At 38.2% G+C, this 23,923-nt stretch carries 24 protein-coding genes; 17 read left to right on the top strand and 7 right to left on the bottom strand.

Annotated elements, in window-relative coordinates:
• Window positions 1-4 precede the first annotated feature (4 nt).
• Window positions 5-214, bottom strand: coding sequence for a DNA-directed RNA polymerase subunit epsilon (locus tag LS41612_RS18760; RefSeq protein WP_024362214.1), 210 nt, complete (start codon window positions 212-214; stop codon window positions 5-7).
• Between the two features lie 439 nt (window positions 215-653).
• On the opposite strand from LS41612_RS18760, the gene LS41612_RS18755 reads away from it, so the two are divergent.
• Window positions 654-1,424, top strand: a complete 771-nt coding sequence (locus tag LS41612_RS18755) for a Cof-type HAD-IIB family hydrolase (RefSeq protein ID WP_024362213.1) — start codon at window positions 654-656, stop codon at window positions 1,422-1,424.
• 108 nt (window positions 1,425-1,532) lie between these two features.
• On the opposite strand, the gene LS41612_RS18750 is transcribed toward LS41612_RS18755, so the two are convergent.
• Complete coding sequence (locus tag LS41612_RS18750; protein WP_024362212.1) at window positions 1,533-2,291, bottom strand: DeoR/GlpR family DNA-binding transcription regulator; 759 nt, start codon at window positions 2,289-2,291, stop codon at window positions 1,533-1,535.
• 147 nt (window positions 2,292-2,438) lie between these two features.
• Here LS41612_RS18750 and LS41612_RS18745 point away from each other — a divergent pair, with 147 nt between their 5' ends.
• The 5 genes from LS41612_RS18745 to phnX are packed head-to-tail and all read left to right on the top strand — an operon-like array spanning window position 2,439 to window position 7,688.
• On the top strand, window positions 2,439-3,191 hold the full coding sequence (locus tag LS41612_RS18745; protein ID WP_024362211.1) for an ABC transporter ATP-binding protein: 753 nt from the start codon (window positions 2,439-2,441) through the stop codon (window positions 3,189-3,191).
• Window positions 3,184-4,809, top strand: coding sequence for an ABC transporter permease subunit (locus LS41612_RS18740; protein ID WP_024362210.1), 1,626 nt, complete (start codon window positions 3,184-3,186; stop codon window positions 4,807-4,809). The genes LS41612_RS18745 and LS41612_RS18740 overlap by 8 nt, the downstream gene beginning before the upstream one ends.
• 2 nt (window positions 4,810-4,811) lie before the next feature.
• Window positions 4,812-5,795 (top strand): extracellular solute-binding protein, encoded by a 984-nt coding sequence (locus LS41612_RS18735; protein WP_024362209.1) that lies wholly within the window; start codon window positions 4,812-4,814, stop codon window positions 5,793-5,795.
• Window positions 5,796-5,809: 14 nt separating this feature from the next.
• Window positions 5,810-6,910 (top strand): 2-aminoethylphosphonate--pyruvate transaminase, encoded by a 1,101-nt coding sequence (phnW, locus tag LS41612_RS18730; RefSeq protein WP_024362208.1) that lies wholly within the window; start codon window positions 5,810-5,812, stop codon window positions 6,908-6,910.
• Complete coding sequence (gene phnX / locus LS41612_RS18725) at window positions 6,900-7,688, top strand: phosphonoacetaldehyde hydrolase (RefSeq protein WP_029747190.1); 789 nt, start codon at window positions 6,900-6,902, stop codon at window positions 7,686-7,688. The genes phnW and phnX overlap by 11 nt, the downstream gene beginning before the upstream one ends.
• Window positions 7,689-7,949: 261 nt before the next feature.
• Here phnX and def read toward each other — a convergent pair whose 3' ends face one another.
• Complete coding sequence (gene def, locus LS41612_RS18720) at window positions 7,950-8,507, bottom strand: peptide deformylase (protein WP_024362207.1); 558 nt, start codon at window positions 8,505-8,507, stop codon at window positions 7,950-7,952.
• Between the two features lie 395 nt (window positions 8,508-8,902).
• Here def and pdhA point away from each other — a divergent pair, with 395 nt between their 5' ends.
• The 7 genes from pdhA to LS41612_RS18685 all read left to right on the top strand — a co-directional run bounded on the left by pdhA (window position 8,903) and on the right by LS41612_RS18685 (window position 16,047).
• Window positions 8,903-10,018 carry a pyruvate dehydrogenase (acetyl-transferring) E1 component subunit alpha gene (pdhA, locus tag LS41612_RS18715; protein WP_024362206.1) on the top strand — a complete coding sequence of 372 codons (1,116 nt, stop codon included), beginning with the start codon at window positions 8,903-8,905 and terminating at the stop codon, window positions 10,016-10,018.
• A 3-nt stretch (window positions 10,019-10,021) separates the two neighbouring features.
• On the top strand, window positions 10,022-10,999 hold the full coding sequence (locus LS41612_RS18710) for an alpha-ketoacid dehydrogenase subunit beta (protein ID WP_024362205.1): 978 nt from the start codon (window positions 10,022-10,024) through the stop codon (window positions 10,997-10,999).
• 47 nt (window positions 11,000-11,046) lie between these two features.
• A complete protein-coding gene (locus LS41612_RS18705; protein WP_024362204.1) occupies window positions 11,047-12,390 on the top strand; it encodes a dihydrolipoamide acetyltransferase family protein in 1,344 nt (447 codons plus the stop codon).
• Window positions 12,391-12,395: 5 nt separating this feature from the next.
• Window positions 12,396-13,811 (top strand): dihydrolipoyl dehydrogenase, encoded by a 1,416-nt coding sequence (lpdA, locus tag LS41612_RS18700; protein WP_024362203.1) that lies wholly within the window; start codon window positions 12,396-12,398, stop codon window positions 13,809-13,811.
• Window positions 13,812-13,932: 121 nt separating this feature from the next.
• Window positions 13,933-14,715, top strand: coding sequence for an SDR family NAD(P)-dependent oxidoreductase (locus LS41612_RS18695; RefSeq protein ID WP_024362202.1), 783 nt, complete (start codon window positions 13,933-13,935; stop codon window positions 14,713-14,715).
• A 218-nt stretch (window positions 14,716-14,933) separates the two neighbouring features.
• Window positions 14,934-15,377: a CidA/LrgA family protein gene (locus LS41612_RS18690; RefSeq protein WP_029747189.1), complete on the top strand. Its 444-nt coding sequence runs from the start codon at window positions 14,934-14,936 to the stop codon at window positions 15,375-15,377.
• Window positions 15,370-16,047: an LrgB family protein gene (locus tag LS41612_RS18685; protein ID WP_024362200.1), complete on the top strand. Its 678-nt coding sequence runs from the start codon at window positions 15,370-15,372 to the stop codon at window positions 16,045-16,047. Before LS41612_RS18690 ends, LS41612_RS18685 begins: the two co-directional genes overlap by 8 nt.
• Window positions 16,048-16,116: 69 nt before the next feature.
• Here the strand turns inward: LS41612_RS18685 and LS41612_RS18680 are convergent, their stop codons facing one another.
• Window positions 16,117-16,713: a class I SAM-dependent methyltransferase gene (locus tag LS41612_RS18680; RefSeq protein ID WP_024362199.1), complete on the bottom strand. Its 597-nt coding sequence runs from the start codon at window positions 16,711-16,713 to the stop codon at window positions 16,117-16,119.
• Window positions 16,714-16,985: 272 nt separating this feature from the next.
• Window positions 16,986-18,455: an aminotransferase class I/II-fold pyridoxal phosphate-dependent enzyme gene (locus LS41612_RS18675; protein WP_024362198.1), complete on the bottom strand. Its 1,470-nt coding sequence runs from the start codon at window positions 18,453-18,455 to the stop codon at window positions 16,986-16,988.
• 146 nt (window positions 18,456-18,601) lie between these two features.
• On the opposite strand from LS41612_RS18675, the gene LS41612_RS18670 reads away from it, so the two are divergent.
• On the top strand, window positions 18,602-19,561 hold the full coding sequence (locus LS41612_RS18670; RefSeq protein WP_024362197.1) for an NAD(P)H-dependent flavin oxidoreductase: 960 nt from the start codon (window positions 18,602-18,604) through the stop codon (window positions 19,559-19,561).
• A 21-nt stretch (window positions 19,562-19,582) separates the two neighbouring features.
• The gene (locus LS41612_RS18665) at window positions 19,583-19,870 is read left to right on the top strand and encodes a UPF0223 family protein (protein WP_024362196.1); all 288 of its coding nucleotides are present in this window, start codon (window positions 19,583-19,585) and stop codon (window positions 19,868-19,870) included.
• 511 nt (window positions 19,871-20,381) lie between these two features.
• Here the strand turns inward: LS41612_RS18665 and LS41612_RS18660 are convergent.
• Window positions 20,382-21,008: a YktB family protein gene (locus tag LS41612_RS18660; RefSeq protein ID WP_024362195.1), complete on the bottom strand. Its 627-nt coding sequence runs from the start codon at window positions 21,006-21,008 to the stop codon at window positions 20,382-20,384.
• A 122-nt stretch (window positions 21,009-21,130) separates the two neighbouring features.
• Here LS41612_RS18660 and LS41612_RS18655 point away from each other — a divergent pair, with 122 nt between their 5' ends.
• The gene (locus LS41612_RS18655) at window positions 21,131-21,328 is read left to right on the top strand and encodes a YkzI domain-containing protein (protein WP_024362194.1); all 198 of its coding nucleotides are present in this window, start codon (window positions 21,131-21,133) and stop codon (window positions 21,326-21,328) included.
• A 333-nt stretch (window positions 21,329-21,661) separates the two neighbouring features.
• Window positions 21,662-22,459: an inositol monophosphatase family protein gene (locus tag LS41612_RS18650; RefSeq protein ID WP_024362193.1), complete on the top strand. Its 798-nt coding sequence runs from the start codon at window positions 21,662-21,664 to the stop codon at window positions 22,457-22,459.
• A gap of 52 nt (window positions 22,460-22,511) precedes the next feature.
• Here LS41612_RS18650 and LS41612_RS18645 read toward each other — a convergent pair whose 3' ends face one another.
• Complete coding sequence (locus tag LS41612_RS18645) at window positions 22,512-23,810, bottom strand: hypothetical protein (protein ID WP_024362192.1); 1,299 nt, start codon at window positions 23,808-23,810, stop codon at window positions 22,512-22,514.
• Between the last annotated feature and the right edge of the window lie 113 nt (window positions 23,811-23,923).

Below are 23,923 nucleotides of genomic sequence, written 5' to 3'. Positions count from 1 at the left end.
TTTGTTAAATTTCCTCCAAGACGAAGTTCGGACTTGCTTGTTCGTACTCTAAATAGTTACCTTCAAGCAGTTGAATGAACTCAATGTTGTAATGACGGTCTTGTAACTTTTGACGTACTTCACGTTCTGAAGCAGCTTCAAGGTATAGACTTTTAGTGTTTTCGCGAACTGGAATCTCATTTGCTTTTTCTTGATAATAAACTTTGTAAATCATAGTTTGCTCTCCTTTGATTGCGTACATTATTATTGCACATTTGGCTATTACCACACACGTACTACAAGAAAAAATCGCGAATTTCTAGTATACTTTAGACGAATAAAGAAATGAGCGTTTGAATTTCTTGTATCTCAATACTTTTATCTTGCACTTTTCATGAAAAGCAATGAGACAGTGGTTGCGCATAGTCAAATAAATGCATTTCCTTTATATTATCACGCAGCTACTCTAAAATAAAGAAAAGCCCTTCAAATAATGAAGGGCAAATGTTAGGCAATTGATTTTTTTCCGAGTACGCCACGAAGTCGCTTCAACAATTTTCGCTTTAGTTTCTTCAGCATGGCACATCACTCCTTAGGATCATTATAATTAAAAACAATGCCTGTGTAAAGGATTTAGCCTTTGCAACATCATACATAAAGAGAGGGATTATAGGATGAAAAAAATTTTATTTTTTGATGTAGATGGAACGCTCTATAACAGTGAAAAAGTATTGCCTGCTTCTGCGAAAGAAGCGCTATTAGAAGCACGTCGTAAAGGATATGAGCTTGCAATTGCTACTGGACGTGCACCATTTATGATTGAACCATTACTAGAAGAGCTTGATATTGACACATATGTGACTTTTAATGGACAGTACGTCGTTTATCAAGGCGAGGTTGTCTACGCAAATGGTGTGGAAAAAGAAGAATTAGCGAAAATTATTGCCTTTGGAGAAGCTCGCAATGAACCCGTTGTTTTTTTAGATGACAAGCGAATGATTGCGTCAGTTGGAGGGCATAACAAGGTATCCGAAAGTTTAAACACGTTAAAATACCCGTACCCAGAATTAGACTCATCTTATTATATGCAGCACGATGTTTATCAAACACTCATCTTTATGGAAGAGAAAGATGAACATTTGTATGATGAGGCATTTCCAAATGTCCAGTTCGTGCGCTGGCATGAATATTCTTGTGATATTTTACCTAAAGGAGGTTCCAAGGCTGCTGGAATCGAAAAAGTGCTCGCGAAAATGGGCTTAACGTTAGAGGATGCCATTGCTTTTGGTGATGGTATGAATGATATTGAAATGTTAGAGGCTGTTGGTACGAGCGTGGCAATGGGAAATGGACATGAAAAAGTAAAGGCGGTCGCGACACATATTACCGATCATGTAGATGCGGACGGACTTGCGAAAGCGATGCGCTATTTAAAAATTATTTAAGTGCCAGTCACTCAAACAATTTTGAATATTAAAAGGAAAACCCACGAGAAGTGGGTTTTTTACGTATTATCGGTGCCAGTCACTCAAACAATTTACTCAAACAATGCTTTAGATATCAACAACCTTCAGCTGAATGCCTGCCTCCGTGAATTGATGTAATGTTTCTTTGGGCAGTCCGTTATCAGTAAGGATCATATCGACCTCTTCTAGCGGGCATACTTGAATAGCCACATCTTTATTGAATTTGGTAGAATCAGTTGCAACATAAACTGTCTGCGAAATATTAATAAGCTGTTTCCTCGTCATCGCTTCTTCTAAACTAAAATCGGATATTCCTTTTTCTAATGTCACGCCACTAGCGCATATAAATGCCTTATTAATATTGAGATGGTCGAAGTGGAAAAGAAAGTCATTTGAAGTGACCGATTTTTCCGAATGTCGCACTCTTCCGCCGATAATCATCACTTCAATATTAGAACCAATTAAATCAAATGCTACAGGAAGAGAGTTCGTCACGACTGTTAGTTTCTCCTTGCCTAGTAGAAATGGTGTCATTTGATAAGTTGTTGAGCCACTATCGATAAAAATGCAGTCACCATTATTAACTAAAGAAGCACAAGCTTTGGCAATGGCGATTTTTTCTGTTAACTGCTGTGTTAATCGATTGTCCATTAATCCTTCAACGGGTTCAATATATTTTACACCCCCATAAAACTTCTCGATCTTCTTCTCTTGCACAAGTTGTTGAATATCTCTTCGAATAGTTTCCATCGATACATTGAATTCTTTTGTCAGGGTTACTAATTTTACTACCTTGTTATTCCGAATGAATTGCAAAATATGTTGTTGCCTTTCTACTGTATACATTACATCACCTCTTATTGTTATTTACTCAAAGTAGTAATAAGTTTGTCAACAGTTAGTCAGAATTTACTCAACATTTACACAAACATGTGATTTCCCTTTACAAATTGTCTCTATACTGTGGTTAACAACTCAAAAGGAGTGAGCAATTTGTTAGAACTAAAAAATATTTCAAAAAGTTATAAAAATAAAAATGTTTTAAGAGATATAAATTTAACGATAGATTCTGGTGAAATTGTTTCGTTATTGGGGCCGAGTGGTTGTGGGAAAACGACATTACTCAACATTGTTTTAGGTCTCACAGAACAAACAGATGGACAACTTTTTTACAATGGACAAGATATATCGAAACAATCGATGCAGGATAGAGGATTTAATATCGTTTTCCAAGATTTCGCGTTGTTCCCACATTTGAATGCTTACGACAATATCGTCTATGGCTTGAAAAATAAAAAACAGCAAATGTCAAAAGCTGAGATTCAGGAGTATGTGGATTTCTTAGAACTCGCTCCACATTTACATAAAAAGATTCACGAATTATCTGGTGGACAGAAACAACGTGTCTCTATTGCTAGAACGCTTGTTATGCAGCCGAAAATTTTATTGCTAGATGAACCGTTAAGTGCGCTAGATGGTGTGATTAAAGAATCCATTAAGGAGCGCATTAAATCAATTGCTCGCCAATTTAAATTAACAACTATTATTGTGACACATGATCCTGAGGAGGCGCTCACATTATCAGATAAAGTACTCATCATTAATGAGGGAACTGTCTCACAATATGGCACACCTCACGAAATATTGAAAACACCAAAAAATCAATTTGTGGAAGACTTTATATTAAAGCAACTTCATATTAAACGTCATAACATCTATCAACTGTTTGGAGAATCCTATGCTTAAAACGAATAAAATGGTGAAAATTCTCTTTCTGCCAATTGTCTTCTTTTTTCTGTTCTTTTTAATTGTGCCATTACTTTATATGTTTTGGCAGTCTTTGAAAAAAGGCAATAGCGTAACGATTCAAAACTATGTAGAAGCATTACAGAGCGTTGAAATTCGGGAAGCGTTTCTTAATAGTTTCCAAGTGTCATTTGTCGCTGCCGTTATTACTACTTGTTTAGCGTTTGCTCTTGCCTATGCCATGCATTTTACGACGATGAATCAACATTTAAAAAAGCTTGTACATATCGGGGTAACATTGCCGATGCTCTTGCCGACAATTACCTATGGTTTTGTATTGCTTTACACATTTGGCAATCAAGGAATTATAACAAAACTTCTGGGGAAGCCCTTAGTGACAATTTATGGATTTAATGGCTTGTTGATTGGGTATGTGCTTTACACATTGCCTGTTGCATTTATTTTAATGCAAAATTCCATGCAGTACATTGATAAACGCTTTTTGCTTGTCTCGATGCTAATGCATGATAGACCATCACGTCGATTTTACCATACCGTATTTCGACCTATGATAGGAACAATTGGTGGAGCATTTATTTTAACGTTTATTTTAAGTTTTACCGATTTTGGTATCCCTGCTTCGGTAGGTGGGGGTTATAAAGTGATTGCAACAGAGCTATATCAAGCGATGCTTGGCTCTATTGTGCGATTTGAGCAAGGGGCGGTAATTTCCGTACTTATGCTTGTACCTGCTGTACTTGGCATCGTGATGCTAAGCGTGCTAGATCGATTTAATTTTCAATATAAGCATGTCAGTCAAAGTGCTCTAGTCGTGCATCGTCTTCGAGACAGTATATTTACAGTGCTATCGTTAGTATGCGTAAGTACGATTTTTATCATCTTCTCAACAATGTTTATCGTGCCGTTTACTAAGGGCTATCCATATGACTTTAGTTTCACATTGGAACATGTACAAAATGTTTTAGCAGAAAAAAATTTAACAAGGGTTTATATGAATTCTCTTATTGTTGCCTTTTTTACAGCAATTTTAGGTGTGGGCATCGCGTTTGTTTCAGCACTTCTAAATGTCAGAACACCGTTAAAAGGGAGAAGTACATTAGATTTTGCGTCAATGATTACCAATACAGTGCCAGGTATGGTACTCGGTCTTTCTTATTTATTTTTCTTCAATGGGAGTTCGCTTAAAGGGACCTTCTTTATCATTATTGCCTATACGGTTGTCCATTTCTTTACAACACCGTATTTAATGGCGAAAAACTCTTTGCAAAAAATGGACCCAACATGGGAAGTGACGGGAGAGTTATTAAAGGACTCTTGGCTTCAAACGGTCATTCGCGTTATTTTGCCGAATATAAGACCTACTATTTTTCAAATGTTTAGCTACTATTTTTTAAATGCCATGGTGACAGTTAGTGGTGTAATTTTCCTTGTCAGTACGAAAACGATGCTTGTCTCAACGCGCATTAAAGAATTGCAGCATTTTGCGAAGTATACGGATATTTTTGTTCTCTCAATTTTTATTTTATGTACAAACCTCATTGTGAAATTAGGTTGTGACTATATAACAACAAATAAAGAAAAGTTTAAGGAGATGTAATGATGAAAAAGTCGACAGTCATGATGTTTGGAACGGTTAGTTCTGCAATTGTATTAGCAGCGTGTGGAGGTGCGGAGGCTGATACGAAGGATCAAGTTATTATCTATTCTAATGCTGATGATGAAGCAATTGAAGTAATGCAAACCACACTCGATAAAAAGGGGTATGAAGGAAAGTATATTATCCAATCATTCGGTACATCTGAATTAGGTGGGAAAATGATGGCAGAGGGTAAGGATATTGAAGCGGATGTGGTAACAATGGCTTCTTACTTTATCGAAAGTGCTCAAACATCTAAATCAATGTTTGTTGAACTAACTTCTGAGTTAAAGCCGTTAGATGGTGGTTCAACTTATGCATTACCGATTTTAGGGAATGTCGGGTCTATTTTTATCAATACAGATTTATTGGCGCAAAAAGGGCTACCTGTGCCACAAACAATTAAAGATTTAACGAAGCCAGAATATAAAGATTTAGTTTCTTTTCCAAATATTTTAGACTCCTCTACTGGCTGGCTATTAGTACAGGCGATTATGAGTGAATATGGCGAAAAAGAAGGAAAGCAAGTATTAGCAGATTTAATTAAAAATGCTGGACCGCATATTGAAAGTTCTGGTTCTGGCCCTATTAAAAAGGTGAAAACAGGAGAAGTCGCAGCAGGGTTTGGCTTACGTATTCAAGCAATTGATGCCAAAAATGAGGGCTTACCAATCGACTATATTGACCCAACGGAAGGTAACTTCACGTTAACAGAATCTGTTGCCGTTGTAGATAAAGAAGGGGACGAGGCATTGGCGAGTGAAATAGCAAAGGTCATTGCGACTGAGGCGCGAGCAGATTTGTTAAAACAATATCCTGTAGCACTTTATGAAGGCGAGCAAGTAGAGGAAAAATATGTTCCAAAATACTTAAAAAAATGGGATACGACTTTAACTGTCGATTTATTAGAAAAACATCAAACATTCTTTAAAGAAGCACAACAATAAAGGAGCCTAACAATATGAATACCTACAAATTATTAACTCCCGGTCCACTAACAACTACAGAAGCAGTAAAAAAAGAGATGCTAGTGGATCGCTGTACATGGGATGACGACTACAAGCAAGTTACACAAGAAATACGCAAACAGTTAGTGGCGATAGCGCAGGTTGATGAAACAGACTATACAGCTATTTTAATGCAAGGAAGTGGGAGCTTTGTCGTTGAATCGGTTCTGACAACTGCTATTGGAAATGCAGATAAGGTACTCATTATTACAAATGGAGCGTACGGGGAACGAATCGTAGAAATGGCAACAGTCCTTCAATTACAGCATGTTGTTTACAGTGTACCGTATCATGAGCAACCATCACCTTTAGAAGTACAAGCTATACTTGAAAAAGATGTTGCTATTACGCATGTCGCGATTGTCCATTGTGAGACGACAACGGGGATATTAAATCCTATTGATGAAATAGGCAAAGTTGTAAAATCGTTTAATAAAACATTTATTGTAGATGCAATGAGTAGCTTTGGTGGCGTGCCAATGGATTTATCGAATATGCAAATTGATTTTTTAATCAGTAGTGCTAACAAATGTATTCAAGGCGTGCCAGGTTTTGGATTTGTTGTTGCGAAAATAGAAGCGTTAGAAAAATGTAAAGGACAAGCCAAGAGTGTAGCATTAGATTTATACAAACAATGGGAAGTGATGAGTGAAGACGGGAAATGGCGTTTTACATCACCAACACATGTTGTAGCGGCCTTTGCAAAGGCGTTGGAGGAACTTGCTGAAGAAGGTGGCGTTGCGGCACGCTACACACGATATGCTAAAAATAATCAACTATTGCGTGAAAGATTATCACGCTGTGGTTTTGAAGCTTATATTTCAGCGGAAATGCAATCACCGATTATCACGACGTTTTTATATCCATATGAAGGATTTTCTTTCGAGCATTTCTATCATGAAATGAAACAAGCAGGCTTTGTTATTTATCCTGGAAAGCTAACTGAATTTGATACATTCCGAATCGGTAATATAGGGGATGTTCATGAGGAAGATATGACTACATTATGTAATGTTATTGAAAACTATATGGCGGTGAAAAATAATGAAAATTGAAGCGGTAATTTTTGATTGGGCAGGTACAGCGGTTGACTTTGGTTGTTTTGCACCTGTCAATGTATTTCTTACTATTTTTGAAGATGCAGGTGTTGCGGTGACACTAGAAGAAGCACGCAAACCGATGGGCATGTTGAAAATTGACCATATTCGGACGATGCTTGAGATGCCAAGAGTGAGTGAAGCATGGGCACGTGTGTATGGCCGTTCATTTACAGAACAAGATGTACAGGCACTGTATTCGCAGTTTGAAACGAAATTAATGGCATCGCTTGCTAAGTATACGGACCCGATTCCACATGTGAAAGAAACGGTTCAACAATTAAGACAAGCCGGAATACGCATTGGCTCCACAACAGGCTATACTGCCGCTATGATGGAAGTCGTGACACATCACGCTGCTGAGAAAGGATACAAGCCTGATTTTTTAGTTACACCGACTGATATAGGAGATAAGGGACGTCCCTATCCATATATGATTTTCAGAAATTTAGAAGAACTTGGCGTGAAAGCGACGAAGCAAGTCGTTAAAGTCGGGGATACTACGTCAGATATACAAGAGGCATTAAATGCCGGAGTTTGGGCTGTTGGCGTTATAGTCGGAAGTTCTGAAATGGGTTTAACGGAACAAGAATTTATGAGTCTATCTGATGAAGAGCAACAAGCCGTTATTGAAAAAACAAAAGCTATTTTTGAACAAACGGGTGCACACTATACGATTCAAACAATGCGTGAACTGCCGGCATTAATTGAGACGATTAATGCGCGATTAGTTTAAAAGATAGCAGATAGAATAAAAGCGAAAAAGTGTTAGATTGACTGCAATCAATCTAACACTTTTTGCTATGCATATAAGAGTAAGTGTCAGGCACTAATTCAATTTCCGTGCTAGCCATGTATTTATGACTTGCCAAGTAAAAATCCACGTAGACTCCTGGGGGAACGCAAGCAATGTAAGACGCAACAGACCGCGCGACAGCGATGGTAGGCGCTTACGTGTGCGCCAGCGGAAAGCATCCGTCGCAGCTACTAGTGAGTCTTAGTCGCGTTCGTATGGAACAGCGTCTGGAATTTCAGCAAATGGATTTTTTTCATTGATGCGATCATAAAACATAATGCCGTTTAAATGATCTAATTCATGCTGGAAGGCGATAGCTGGCAAGCCAGTTAGACGCATTTTTTTCTCTTCGCCGTCCATTGTTTTAAATTTCACGGTTATACGTGCGTGACGTGGCACATACCCAGGGACATTGCGATCAACAGATAAGCAACCTTCGCCAGTTGGCAAATAGGTATTTTCAACAGAGTGGCTAACAATTTTCGGATTGATTGCGATAAAGCTCAATTGTTCTCCTTTGTCATCTTTTAAGTGAAGGGCAAACATGCGGTGTAGACTATTTACTTGGTTAGCAGCTAATCCAATCCCGCTGCGTAAATCATATTTATCGGCAATTTCAGGATCTTGACTGTTAATTAAAAACTGTAGCATATCTGTAGCAAGCTGTTTTATTTCATCAGTTAAAGGAAATTGAACTTCCTCTGTTTTAGTGCGGAGTGTCGGATGGCCTTCGCGAATTATATCATCCATTAAAATCATGTGAGAATCTTCCTTTCAATCTTTGTATTACCTTATTTATAAGTATACATCACGCATTAAAACATGCACATGAAAAAAGACTTTATTTGAATAAACTTAAAAAATTTTTGTGTAGCTATTAGATTACAGAAAACTGGGGTATTCTACTATTGGTCATTATTTAGAGAAACGTAATGTTTGAGCGCTTAAAGGAAGTTGTTGTAATACAGATTTTTATTATTAGTGATACAGTATAGGACAGTCTACTCTTAACGTTTTTGTAGAAAAATTCTTTGGTATAAGGCGTAATATATGATTGACCGACTGTATTTTATTCAGTATACTGAGTCCTAAGAATAAGTTGTACTAGTTTGAAAGTGATTTATTTTAATACAGTTGAAAGGGAGATGTGACAAATGAGCAAAAAAAACAATAATATTTTTGATCCACAACAAACGCTAACTGAAATCGAAGAAAAGTTTGAAATGTTTCAAATTTTGAACGAAGAAGGCGAAATTATAAATGAAGAGGCAGATCCGAAATTAGCAGATGAAGAGTTAGTTGAGTTAATGACGCGTATGGTTTATACACGTATTTTAGATCAACGTTCCATTTCTCTTAACCGTCAAGGTCGATTAGGCTTCTACGCACCAACAGCTGGTCAGGAAGCTTCACAACTTGCTTCTCACTTTGCATTAGAAAAAGAAGATTGGATTTTACCAGGTTACCGTGATGTACCACAAATTGTATGGCATGGTTTACCGTTAGATAAAGCATTTTTATTCTCACGTGGTCACTTCGAGGGCAATCAAATCCCAGAAGGTGTTAATGTTTTACCACCACAAATCATTATTGGTGCACAATTTATCCAAGCTGCTGGGGTGGCACTTGGTATGCAAAAACGAGGTAAAAAAGCTGTAGCAGTTACTTATACAGGTGATGGTGGGTCATCACAAGGTGATTTCTACGAAGGAATGAACTTTGCTGGTGCATTTAAATCACCTGCCATTTTCATCGTACAAAATAACCAATTCGCAATTTCTACACCGCGTGAATTACAAACAGCTGCAAAAACAATTGCACAAAAAGGTGTTGCAGCAGGTATCCCAAGTATTTTAGTAGATGGTATGGATGCACTTGCAGTGTACGTTGCTACTCGTGATGCACGTGAGCGCGCAATCAATGGTGAGGGTCCAACGTTTATCGAAACAATGTGTTACCGTTATGGTCCACATACAATGGCGGGGGATGATCCAACACGTTACCGTACGTCTGACACGGATAACGAGTGGGCTCAAAAAGACCCGTTAGTTCGTTTCCGTAAATACCTTGAGGGTAAAGGACTATGGGATGAGAAAAAAGAAGAGGCTGTTATTGAGCGTGCGAAAGAAGAAATTAAAGACGCAATTAAAAAAGCCGATGCTGCACCAAAGCAAAAAGTAACACAGTTAATGGAAAATATGTACAAAGGCGAAATGCCTTCGAATTTAAAAGAACAGTATGAAATCTACAAAGAGAAGGAGTCGAAATAAGCTATGGCACAAATGACGATGATTCAAGCAATTACAGATGCGCTTCGCACAGAATTAAAGAATGATGAAAACGTTCTGTTATTCGGGGAAGATATAGGCGTCAACGGTGGGGTTTTCCGTGCAACTGAAGGCCTACAAAAAGAATTTGGTGTAGATCGTGTATTCGATACACCATTAGCAGAGTCAGGTATTGGTGGCTTAGCAATTGGTCTTTCGCTTCAAGGTTTCCGACCAGTTCCAGAAATTCAGTTTTTCGGCTTCGTCTATGAAGTGATGGATTCAATCAGTGGACAATTAGCTCGTTTAAGCTACCGTAGCGGTGGTGTATATAACGCACCTGTTACAATCCGTTCTCCATTTGGTGGCGGTGTGCATACACCAGAAATGCACTCAGATAGCTTAGAAAGTTTAATGACGGCACAGCCGGGCTTAACAGTCGTTGTACCATCAACACCTTACGATGCTAAAGGATTACTTATTTCTTCTATTCGCAATGACAATCCAGTCATTTTCTTAGAGCATTTAAAATTATATCGCTCATTCCGCGAAGAAGTACCTGAGGAAGCATATGAAATTCCATTAGGTAAGGCAGATGTAAAACGTGAAGGTAAAGATCTAACAATTATTGCATATGGCTTAATGGTACATGAAAGCTTAAAAGCAGCAGAAGAACTTGAAAAAGAAGGGCATTCTGTAGAAGTTATTGATTTACGTACAATTCAACCAATCGATATTGAAACAATCATTGCGTCAGTTGAGAAAACAGGCCGAGCAATCGTTGTTCAAGAGGCACAAAAACAAGCAGGTATTGCTGCGAATGTTGTCGCTGAAATTACAGAACGAGCTATCTTGAGTTTAGAAGCACCTGTACTTCGAGTAGCAGCACCGGATACAGTGTACCCATTCCCACAAGCTGAAGGTGTTTGGTTACCGAACTATAAAGATGTAATGGAAACAGCGAAAAAAGTCTTAACATTCTAATGTAGTTTGCATATTTGAAGAAAAGCAAAGAGAAAGGATGGGTACACATGGCATTTGAATTCAGATTACCGGATATTGGCGAGGGTATTCACGAAGGCGAAATTGTAAAATGGTTCGTTAAAGCTGGGGATACTGTCAAAGAAGACGATATTCTTTGTGAAGTACAAAACGATAAAGCAGTTGTAGAAATTCCTTCACCAGTTGAAGGGAAAGTAGAGGAAATCTTAGTAGGAGAAGGTACAGTTGCTGTTGTTGGCGATGTATTAATCCGTTTAGATGCTCCAGGCTACGAAGATTTAAAACTTAAAGGTGACGATCATGCAGAGGCGAAAACGGAGGCACAAGTTCAGTCAACGGCTGAAGCTGGTCAGGATGTAGCAAAAGCGCCTGCTAAAGAAGAAGCACCAAAAGCTCCAGCAACAGCGCAAGTAGCTGTAAAACAAGAAACAGCAGATAGTACAAAACGTATTATTGCAATGCCTTCTGTTCGTAAATTTGCAAGAGACAATGAAGTAAATATTCATGAAGTGTCAGGTACTGGTAAAAACGGTCGTATTCTAAAGGAAGATATTGAGAATTTCCTAAATGGTGGTGGAGCAGTGCAAGCTGCAGAAGCTCCAGTGGCAAATGAAGAAGCAGTTGCTCAACAAGAAACTGCCCAAGCTGCGCCAGTTGTTCTTGAAGGAGACTTCCCAGAAACACGTGAAAAAATGTCTGGTATTCGCAAGGCGATTGCCAAGGCAATGGTTCACTCGAAACAAACAGCACCTCATGTTACACTAATGGATGAAGTTGATGTAACAGCTCTTGTAGCACATCGCAAAAAATTCAAAGATATTGCTGCTGAAAAAGGTGTAAAATTAACGTATTTACCATACGTAGTAAAAGCGCTTATTTCAACATTGCGTGAATTCCCAGAATTTAACCGTTCTTTAGATGATGCAACACAAGAAATTATTCAAAAGCACTACTACAATATCGGTATTGCAGCAGACACAGAAAAAGGTTTATTAGTTCCAGTTATTAAACATGCAGATCGCAAATCAGTATTTGCAGTTTCAAATGAAATTAATGACTTAGCGACAAAAGCGCGAGATGGTAAACTTGCTCCGCATGAAATGAAGGGCGCTTCCATGTCTATCACGAATATCGGTTCTGCAGGTGGCCAATGGTTTACGCCAGTAATTAACCACCCTGAAGTAGCGATTTTAGGTATTGGTCGAATTTCTGAAAAACCTGTAATAAAAAATGGTGAAATTGTAGCTGCACCTGTGTTAGCATTATCATTGAGCTTTGATCATCGCATGATCGATGGAGCCACTGCGCAAAATGCTTTAAATCACTTAAAGCGTTTGTTAAGTGAGCCAGAATTATTATTAATGGAGGCGTAACAAAAATGGTAGTAGGAGATTTCCCAATCGAAACAGATACTCTTGTCATTGGTTCAGGTCCTGGAGGATATGTAGCAGCAATTCGTGCAGCTCAAACTGGCCAAAAAGTAACAATCGTTGAAAAAAATGTACTTGGTGGTGTGTGCTTAAACGTAGGTTGTATTCCATCAAAAGCATTAATTTCAGTGGGTCACCGCTTTGAGCATGCTAAACATTCAGATGACATGGGTATCATCGCTTCTGATGTGAAATTAGACTTTTCAAAAGCGCAAGCTTTTAAAGACAGTGTTGTTAAGAAATTAACTGGCGGTGTTGAAGGCTTACTTAAAGGAAATAAAGTTGAAATAGTACAAGGTGAAGCGTATTTCGTTGACGCTCATTCAGTGCGTATCATCAATGGTGAATCTGCTCAAACATATACATTTAACAATGTTATTATTGCAACAGGTTCTCGTCCAGTCGAAATTCCAACGTTTAAATTCTCTGAGCGTGTACTAAACTCTACTGGCGCACTTTCTTTACAAGAAGTACCTAGTAAATTAGTTGTAATCGGTGGAGGTTACATTGGAACAGAGCTAGGTTCAGCTTATGCAAACCTAGGTTCACAAGTAACAATTATCGAAGGTGGCAAAGATATTCTTGCTGGTTTCGAAAAACAAATGACACAAATCGTGAAAAAAGGCCTTAAAAAGAAAGGCGTTGAAATTGAAGTAAACGCATCTGCTAAAGGCGTTGAAGAAACAGAAAACGGCGTAGTTGTTACGTATGAAGTTGGCGGAGAAGAGAAAAAAGTTGAAGCTGATTATGTATTAGTAACTGTAGGTCGTCGTCCAAATACAGATGAAATGGGTCTTGAAGGTGTTGGCATTGAATTCGGTGAACGTGGCCTTATTAAAGTTGACAAACAATGCCGTACAAACATTCCGAACATCTATGCAATTGGTGATATCGTAGCAGGTCCTCAGCTTGCACACAAAGCCTCTTATGAAGGTAAAGTGGCTGCTGAAGCAATCGCTGGCGAGAAATCAATCGTAGATTATCTAGCTGTTCCTGCTGTATGCTTCACTGATCCAGAAATGGCAACAGTTGGTTATAACGAAGATCAAGCAAAAGCTGAAGGTATTGAATATACTGCAGCGAAATTCCCATTCGCAGCAAATGGCCGTGCGCTTGCATTAAACCAAACAGAAGGTTTCGTGAAACTAGTTGCGCGTAAAGAAGATGGCTTATTAATTGGTGCTCAAATCGTAGGTGCTGGTGCATCTGATATGATCGCTGAAATGGGCTTAGCAATCGAAGGCGGTATGACTGCTGAAGATATCGCGTTAACAATTCATGCTCACCCAACATTAGGTGAAATTACAATGGAAGCTGCTGAAGTATTACTAGGCAACCCAATCCATATTGTAGCGAAAAAATAATTGAACATATAAAACGACTATAAAGCATGTTCGCTTTATAGTCGTTTTTTTGTATAATTTTACTAACTTTGATACAGTAAAACTAGTAAATAACTATTTGAAAACATAGAGGTGGGGCGAAATGGAATTAGGCTTAAAGGGAAAAGTAGCAATTATTACTGGTTCAAGTAAAGGGATTGGTTATTATACGGCGATGCAGCTAGTAAAAGAAGGTGCAAAGGTAGTAATTAGTGCACGTGGTGAAAAACAGCTACAGGTGGCCGCTGGATGCATTAAGAATGAAACGGGCGAGGAAGTCTTAATTGTACCGACGGATATTACGAAGGAAAAAGACTGTAAGAGGCTTATAGAACGTACTGTGGATCATTATGGACGCGTAGATATTGTGATTAATAACGCAGGCACAGCGTCAGCTAATCCGTTTGAAACGGTCAGCAGTGAAGTTTGGCAAGCTGATATCGATTTAAAAGTGTTTGGTGCTATCAATTGCTCTAAATATGCTGTGCCTTATATGCGAAAGGTAGGCGGCGGTGCGATTGTTAATGTAACGGCAGTAATGGCTAAAACGCCTCCTGCAAGTTCACTTCCTACTACTGTTAGTCGAGCAGCTGGGCTCGCTTTAACGAAGGCCATGAGCAAAGATTTAGGAAAAGATAATATTCGTGTGAATTCAGTGTGTATTGGTTTAATTCGAAGTGATCAAATTGAAAATTTATGGAAAAAAGAAGCACAAGACCTTTCGTGGGATGACTACTCTCGTAAAGTTGGTCAATCTATTCCGCTAGGTCGTGTAGGGGAAACGCAAGAAGCAGCTAATGTCATTACTTTCTTAGTGTCAGAAGCAGCAAGTTATGTAACAGGAACAGCTGTAAATATTGACGGTGGTTCTGGGCACGCCTTATAGGGAGCGACAAGTATGTCGTTATATTTAGTACTTTTTATTTAAATTATTGCAATAGCGTAAATATAGAAAAAGTGCGCAGTTAAGCGGATTTTGTACACAAAGGAGCAACTCATTCGTGTTTGGGTTGACTCTTTTTTCTATTATTTTTCTAAAATTGTAATAGACAGAAAATTCCTTCAGTTGTAGAATAAGCGTAACAGGGGGGGAACGGTGGCGAAATGATGAACGAAAATTTTACTATGACATTGATGCGAGTTGTTCGTATTATTGTCCAAATTGGCATACTTAATATTTTTTATTACATCGGTGTGGGCATTGTGTCTTACTTACATATTCCGCTTCCAGGAAGTGTAATTGGCTTACTGTTATTGGCACTTTTACTCAATTTTAAACTAATGAAAGTAGAATACATTCAAGATGGTGCTGGCTTTTTAATTGGCGTTTTAACATTGTTCTTTATTCCAGCAACTGTTGGTATTATTGATTATCCAGAACTGATGTCAACAACGGGTCTGCTGATTATTTTGGCGGTTATTGCTAGTACATTAATAGCTATTTATGTAACGGGAATACTCACCCAACTGATTGAAAAAAGAGAAGTAGCGAAGAAAGAACAAGCAGTAACTATTGAAGAGGGGAAGGGAGAATTATTTGTTGATTGAACTTATTGTTGTACTTGGTACAATTGGACTGTTTATATTATTTACAAAGCTGTATCAACGGTTTCCCCATCCATTAATAATTCCATTAGTGACGACAACTATTGTCAGTGCAGCTATCTTACTTGTTTTTAATATTCCATATTCAACCTATATGGTAGGAGGAGAATGGCTACAAAAAATGTTGGGGCCAGCTGTTGTTGCACTTGCCTACCCGCTTTATAATCAGAGAGCCATCATTATGAAATATAAAGTTTCTATTTTATCCGGTATCATATTAGCGATGATAACTGGATTAGTAACCATTTTTGTTATGCTCAAATGGATCGGTGTTAAAGAAAGTTGGATGCTGACGGCGTTACCTAAATCTTTAACAACGCCTGTTGGCATGCAGGTAAGTGAAACAATTGGCGGAATTCCTCCTTTAACGGCGGTTTTTGTTATGATTGCAGGTTTTGTTGGCGCTATTATTGGGCCATTCGTATTGAAATATGGAAAGATTGATTCTGCTGTCAGTAGAGGTGTAGCAGTAGGAAGTGCCTCGCACGGTGTTGGGCTTGTAAAACTAAGAGAGTATGGTGAGCAAGAATTATCGGTTGGTTCGCTTTCTATGGGGTTAACAGCGATTATAGGAGCTTTTCTCTGTCCACTCTTTGTCTATCTATTTTTATAAAAGAAAGCCCTTTACAAGGCATAATGGGCTTGTAAAGGGTGCTAGCATTTTCGCTTGACACAAGCATAGTTAACTTTTTTCAATGATTAATTGAATGGTATGTGCAAGTCCTGTGTGTAGAGTACCTTCATGGCGTATTTGTTCACCGGTAAAGAAATGAATAATTTTATAGGGCTGACACCACGTAAGCACCGATGCTGGATTATATAGGAAATTAATATTTTGTGGACCGCCTGTTGCATAGGATAATTGAGACGTGGAATATAATTCCATCATAATACGACCGCCGGGTTTAACCGAATTGACGATGCGTTGAAAAACGGCATGTTGCTGTTCTGCGGGAAAATGACCAAATACCATCACGGCAGCGTCAAATGTTTCTACTGGTAGTTCATCTTGCAGTAAATCTTGCAGTTGTGTGTTGACAGTAACGCCATGCTTTTTTGCTAACTGTGCTGTTTTTTCAAGACCGCTTTTTGCATAATCAAAAGCCGTTACCACATGCCCTTTAGAAGCTAAATAAACGGCATTTCTACCTTCTCCTTCAGCATATGCGGCAACATTAACATACCCCTCTAAAAATTCTACATAGTTTTCTATAAACGCATTTGGCTGTTCGCCATAGACGTATTCAATTGTGTTAAAGCGTTCATCCCATGTATTCATACAATTCACTCCCTTTATAAATATTGTAAGTAAAGGACAGCACATAAGCTATTTTTTTGCTTTATACAATTATTAATACAATCTTTTTCAATTTGATGAAAGCAATGCAATAGAATTTAACTAATAGAATGAAAGAGTGTAAATATAGGGATAGAAAAAGAATGGGGATTTTAGGTTTGTAAAATAAAGGTATTTTATGTAAGAATGCTTACAACTGTATGATTCAACTATAAAAAGCTACCCCTTCTAAAATGAAGAGGTAGCTTTGTTTTTTAAATAATTGCTCTGCGTTCTTTAATAACACGAATTGTTTGTAATGTTGTATCTTCGGGTCCTTGAACTGGTAAACCAGCTTCAATATTCATTTGAATATAACGAATATTTTCTTGTGTAATTATTTCCCCGGGAATAAAAATAGGTATTCCAGGTGGGTAGACCATAATAAATTCAGCGCAAATACAATTGTCTGCTTCTGCAAGAGGGACTACTTCTGTATCTGCATAAAAAGCATCACGAGGTGACATTGCAAGTGCTGGAATTTCAGGTACATTGACAACTGTTTCAGTAACAGCAGCTTCTGAATCAAAAGCTTTTGACATACGGCTTAAAGCATTGATGAGAAGATTAATTTCTTTTTTCGTATCTGCTAATGTCACTAAACATAAAATATTGTATAAGTCCGATAACTCTACTTCAATATTTGCATTGTGACGAAGCCATTCCTCAGCTTGGTGCCCTGATATGCCTAAATCTTTTACACTAATTAACAGTTTTAGTGGGTCCATATCGTATGTTGCGGACGAGTGAAGCTTTTCCTTACCTGCACATTTTAAATGTGGAATTTGGTTAATGCGTTTACGCGCATCTTTTGCTAGACGTAGTGCATCCCCAATTAAATCATAGCCATGAATTGCAAGCTGACGACGAGCTGTGTCGAGCGATGCAAGTAATGGGTAGGATGTTGATGTTGTTGTCAGCATAGAAAAGACTGCTTGTACGCGCTTAGCTGAAACTAGTCCTTCACGTACGTTTAAAATTGAAGTTTGCGTCATGGAGCCTCCAAGCTTATGTACGCTTGTTGCAGCCATATCCGCGCCTGCTTCCATTGCTGAGTATGGTAGCTCGTCATGGAATTTAATGTGCACGCCATGTGCTTCATCTACAACGACTGGAATATTACGGCGATGGACAATTTCGACAATGCGTTTTAAATCCGCAGAGAAGCCGTAATAAGTTGGATTAATAACAAGGACAGCCTTGGCGTCCGGATAAGCATTTAAAGCCTTTTCTACAGCTTCCGCCGAAATACCATGAGAAATGCCATATTCACTATCTACTTCAGGATGAATAAAAATAGGAATTGCACCAGCGAAAACAATCGCTGACATAATGGATTTATGAACATTCCGTGGTACTAGAATTTTATCACCTGGACCGACGACGGTCAGTATCATCGTCATAATGGCGCCACTAGTACCTTGAACGGAAAAGAATGTATGATCAGCACCAAAGGCTTCTGCTGCCAGTGCTTGCGCATCCTTGATAGCACCTTTTGGTGAATGTAAATCGTCTAGTGGAGCAATGTTGATTAAATCAATTGATAAAACGTTGTCGCCGACGAATTCTCGGAAAGCAGGATCCATACCGTGCCCTTTCTTATGGCCTGGAATATGGAACTGAATTGGATGTCTGTTCCGATGTTTTAGTAATACGTCGAACAATGGAGTCTCTAATTGTGACAACGCAGGTACCACCTCACTTTTATAATATCTAAGAAAACAAATGAATTATAGCACCTAACGACATGAAAAAATAGACTTTAATTAAAAAAATAAAAGGATTTTTTCGTGATTACGAGAAGATAGTATGGAACGAAAGGAGAGATTCGATGAAATGGGAGACACGTATTACCGAACTATTAAAGATTAAATATCCAATAATCCAGGGGGGATTAGCCTATTTAGCATATGCTGATTTAGCAGCAGCTGTGTCAAATGCTGGCGGTTTAGGGCAAATAACGGCGATGAGTTTACGCGACCCAGACTTATTGCGTGCAGAGATACAAAAACTAAGAACATTAACAGATAAGCCGTTTGGTGTAAATTTTGCCATTGGAATGCATGGCACAGGCTATGAAGATATGGTGCGAGTTGCTGTTGAAGAAAATGTACCTGTTGTCACAATGACAGGCGGTAATCCCGCACCGATTTTTGATTTACTTGCAGGAACAGGCATTAAAAAGCTAGTGCTTGTTGCAGCCCGTAGACAGGCTCAGAAAGCTGAAGAACTAGGGGCAGATGCAGTGATGGTTGTTGGACAAGAAGGTGGTGGCCATCTTGGGCGTGATGACGTTGGGACAATGGTGCTCGTACCTCAAGTGGTCGATAGTGTAAAAATTCCTGTGATTGCGTCTGGTGGCATTGGCGATGGTCGGGGTTGGATGGCCGCACATGCACTTGGTGCAGAGGGCATTGAAATGGGCACACGCTTTATTGCGACGAAGGAATGTGTGGATGCCTCGCAAGCCTATAAAGACGCATTACTCGCGAGTTCTGAGGCAGATACAACGGTGATTAAACGCTCTATTGGGGCGCCTGCACGCGCGTTACGGAGTGACTTCACAGCAAAAATTTTAGAAATAGAGCGTGAAACGCCTACTTATGAGGCTTTAAAAGACTATATTAGTGGCAGTGCCAATAAACGTTTTATTTACGATGGAGAAAAGGATGCTGGTATTGGTTGGGCAGGACAAGTGACGGGCATGATCCATGATATCCCAACGGTGGACGAGCTAATTACAAGAATGGTTGCAGAAGCGGAAAGTATCCGGGTAAAATGGGGACACTAATGTAAAGGTGGTTACGTTCAAATGGAATATTCTTATCCGTTTTCAATTGATTGGTCAACAGAAGAAATTGTCGATGTTGTAAAATTTTTTGAAGGCATTGAACTTGCGTATGAAAAGGGCATTAAACGTGAAGTGATGCTGGCAAAATATCGTCGATTTAAAGAAATTGTGCCTTCACAAGCAGAGGAAAAAACCATTTTCCGTGAATTCGAAGATGCTAGTGGATATGTTAGCTATCCAGTAGTGAAGCAAGCAAAAGAAGCGGTTGATGGTACGATAATCAAAGTTGTACCAAAGCAAAGACGTTAAACATTGGCTTGGAAATAGTGTGCTAGGGAATACTCTAGCATGCTTTTTTTATAAAAAAACAAACCCGCCCTGCCTTCTGGACAGATGTACATAATGGATTGTGAATATTTGTGCCCGTTGAAAGCAAAGCGGATTTTGCTAGCTTACTATTTATAATGATATGTTAAAATAATAATTCTTCTTAAGAATTCACTAGCATTATGGTGTTAATTTATAGTTGTCTGCATAAACTACAGCAATATCAATTTTTTTAAAAATGTTCACAGATTTTGGATTTTCCAATAATATACACTGACATAGCTCAAGGCTATAGAAAAAACTTTAGCCACAACAAGTGATTGATAATTCTTGCTGTGCAAAATCCTCAACAACCTCAAAAGAAAGTGCTTCAGTCCTTTAGCTTACAATTTACAGAAACGGTTAATGGATAAATACCTCGTCCAAAATTGTTAAACCTTATAAATTTCTTGTAAGATTTTTATGCCACATTTTCAAAAATGAATAGGCCATTTTATTTTTCTTGAATAATTTTATAAATTGGAAGTAATGCAGTGAATGTTTCCTCTACTAATTGTTGGAATTGACTAACAGACAATTTTATCGCGTCTTCTCGTGGAATATGACGGCCAACTAAAAATTCCCCTTTTTTAACATCACGTAGACGGATAAGCAATTCATCTAGTTTTTCTTCTTTCGCGTCTTCGATGGAAATTGCCTCTGGTGACATATGATCCCCAGAAACAATAAAATCATTCGGAAGCTGTTGTAGCAAGGGTTTGTTGGCTAGTAAACGTTGTGCCATTAAATTTTTTTGCGGTGCTTCATAAATAATAGCAAAGACGATGAATAAATGTGTGCTCCAAAGACCAATCTGAAAGTGAGGCAATGCTTTATAGCCTCTTTTATAAGGAGCAAAGGCAACCCAACTATCATTTGGTGGATTTACCGTTCTGCGGGCGTGTTTAGCAACATGGGGGTAAAATTCTTCTCCAAGATGACTGGAAAAGAAAGCAGAGAAGTTCTCTCCTAGTTTATTGAACTTTGGTCGTACACAAGAATTTAAGGCATCCATTCTTTGTTCTAAACCATTTATTTGAAACACATTAAAATCTTTATTAGTCCATTTTAGTGTAGGCATTTTTAATAACTCCTTTCGATTATAAGGTTTATTTTATTAAAAAAATGGGAAAAAATCTTATAACAAGAACTTTAGCGAATCGTATAAGGTTTTGAAAAAAATAAAAAAGGGACGTGACTTTTATGAAACAAGTCGTAAAAATTATACGTAAAGTTGACATTGAAAAGCAATATGAACGCATTTTACAATTAGAATTAGATTATGAGCTAGCCTCACTCTTCTTAGCGATGAATGAGAAAGACGAAGGTGCAATCGCAAAAAGTAAAAAGCGTCTAGCTGAAATACAGATGGAGCTGGAAAGTTTGCACGCCTATGCGTAAAAAAAAATTAACCCCCATATGAAAATCACTTGCTGAATATTCCGACAGCAGGTGATTTTTGTTGTTATAAAGGGTAAAATAGACAATATACCATTGTTAGATAATGGAGTTTTCATCTTTCTTCATTTGACGCTACACATGCAAAGCTCTTAAAGGGTCACATTGTACATGATGCTCACTCTTATTGTGGAGAGTGTGTAGGCCATTTTACTGTCTAGAACCAGAGTACGTTTAAAGTGTGTAGCTACGGTAGTTTTATTGCTTGAATACCACAGATAAGCAAGTTGTGTGTGACGGGCGTAAATGTTTTCTATATTCGAGGGGTGGGTTTTTATGGATTTAAAGCAGATTGATCAATTTGCAAAAAGTATTATTGTTGAAGCGGGAAACCGTATTCGTAATGCCTTTTCGTATAATTTAGTGATCGAGACAAAATCGAATGCGAATGACCTTGTTACAAATATAGACCGTGAAACAGAATTGTTTTTTATAGAAAAAATTAAATCTTTTGATCCTACCCATCATATTATAGGCGAAGAGGGTATGGGGGAGAAAGTGGAGTCATTAGATGGCGTTGTATGGATTATCGACCCGATTGATGGAACGATGAATTTTGTAAAGCAACATCGCCACTTTATGATTTCAATTGGAATATTTATTGATGGTATAGGGAAACTTGGTTACATATATGATGTAATGCGCGAAGATTTATTTTATGCAATTGCTGGACAGGGTGCTTGGTATAATGCGTCACCGTTACGTAAGTTACAACCAGTGACCATTGAAGAGTCTGTTATTGGCATTAATGCACATTGGGTTGCACCCAATCGCCATATACATCATGAAAAAGTCATTGACCTAATTCGTAAAGTTCGAGGTACGCGTTCTTATGGCTCTGCAGCAATGGAAATTGCCTTTGTTGTTAGTGGAAAATTAGACGCTTATGTATCGATGCGGCTATCCCCATGGGACATTGCCGGCGGAACAATTATTGCAAATGAAGTTGGGGCTATTGCAACCAATTTACATGGACGAACTGTAGATTTACTACATCAAGATACTTTTATTATTGCAAATCCTTCTATTCATCATGAATTATTAGAAAAATATATTGTCCCTTATGATGTATAACTTTTAAAAAACTGTTTAGGACTGTTGATTCCTAAACAGTTTTTTGTATGCGCTAATTTAAATCGAGCTGATAGTATTTTTTCGGACGTCCTCGAGTGGTGGAAGTAGTGCTAGGTAATTCAACAGCTAAATTTTTTTCATGCAGTTGTTTTAAAATGCGGTTTGCAGAACGTACAGTAATGCCTAAATGCTTGCTTAGCAGTTCGCCATTGACGATAGTTGTTGCTAATCTTTCGATAACAGCCTCGATTTTTTGCAATTGTAATAAAGGAAGATCATGGGTAACGCTTAATTTTTGTAAGAGCTGTTGTTTTTCGTTATCAAACTGCAATAAAGTCCCGTTTAGCAACGGACCAATTTCTTTTTCATGTTCAATAATATAGCCTTGCGTTTCCTTGGAAGAGCAGAGCGTAGCAGCCCTTTTTGCGTATTTCTGACTTTCAGTTAAAGAGTTACCGATACCCCAACCTATTTTTACAGGAAATTGTAATGTATCATCTAAAAAATCTACAAGTTGACAATGGCTATAATCATCGGTTGTGATTAAAAATTGCTGATAGGTTGTAATAAGGGCCATATAAGAAGCTTCGCGATGCACGATAAAGGTGCTTGCATAGCGTTGCTTAAAATCTAAAATGGCTTTATATAAAGCAATTTGTCGATATTCCAATTCATCGATATTGGATTTATCAATCGGAATTAAAATATGGACAACGACTACTTTATTTTGCTCAAGTTGTCGAAGCTGAAGCTGATTGACCAACTGATCCAATGTTAATTGCATAGCATGGAGTGATGGGTGAAACGCGATAAACGGTATATTTAGCTGTGCCAATCGCTCGCGCATTTCTGCAATGCGCGTAAAGCTTAAATCTACTTTATTGTCGCGATGTAACTGAATATGCCAATTAGCAGCCTTCTCAACAATATCGTTGCTTGCGAACTCGTTCATTGTTTGACTAAATAGATAGGGCTGTCTACCGATTGACCATTCATGAATGCCGAGGTATTCATTCTCTTCATAACAAAAATCAATGGCAATCCGATTCATAGCAATTGTATTGTCATAAAATAACTCCGTTAAGACACGGTAAAAATCTCGCTCTGAAATATCAAAATAGAGCATGGGGATAGCCGTGTTTGGAAAATATGTTTGCGAAAAAAAGTATGGGATTTGCCCGCTAAAAAGTGCACCATCTCCAGCTAGTAAATGTTGCTGTAGCAGCGCATTTAAATGCTCAAAATCTGTGTAGGGATGGTAATGGAAATGGCAAAAAGATGGCTTGATTTTCTCTAGTTGCGTTACCCATGAGAGAGATAGTTTAGCGGTGAAAACATTAATTTTATACATAGAGTAAGCTCCTTAACTATAAATTAAATATTGAAAATATTCTAAAAATATGGTTTCTTTGTATTAAGGACACATGCTATCAATGTCTTAAATGAGGATTAAGATGAATAGCA

Origin of the sequence: Lysinibacillus sphaericus, from assembly GCF_002982115.1 — a bacterium.
Classification (GTDB): Bacteria; Bacillota; Bacilli; order Bacillales_A; family Planococcaceae; genus Lysinibacillus; species Lysinibacillus sphaericus.
The sequence above is the reverse complement of the archived record's forward strand: the minus strand, read 5'-3'. Positions and strand labels throughout refer to the sequence as shown.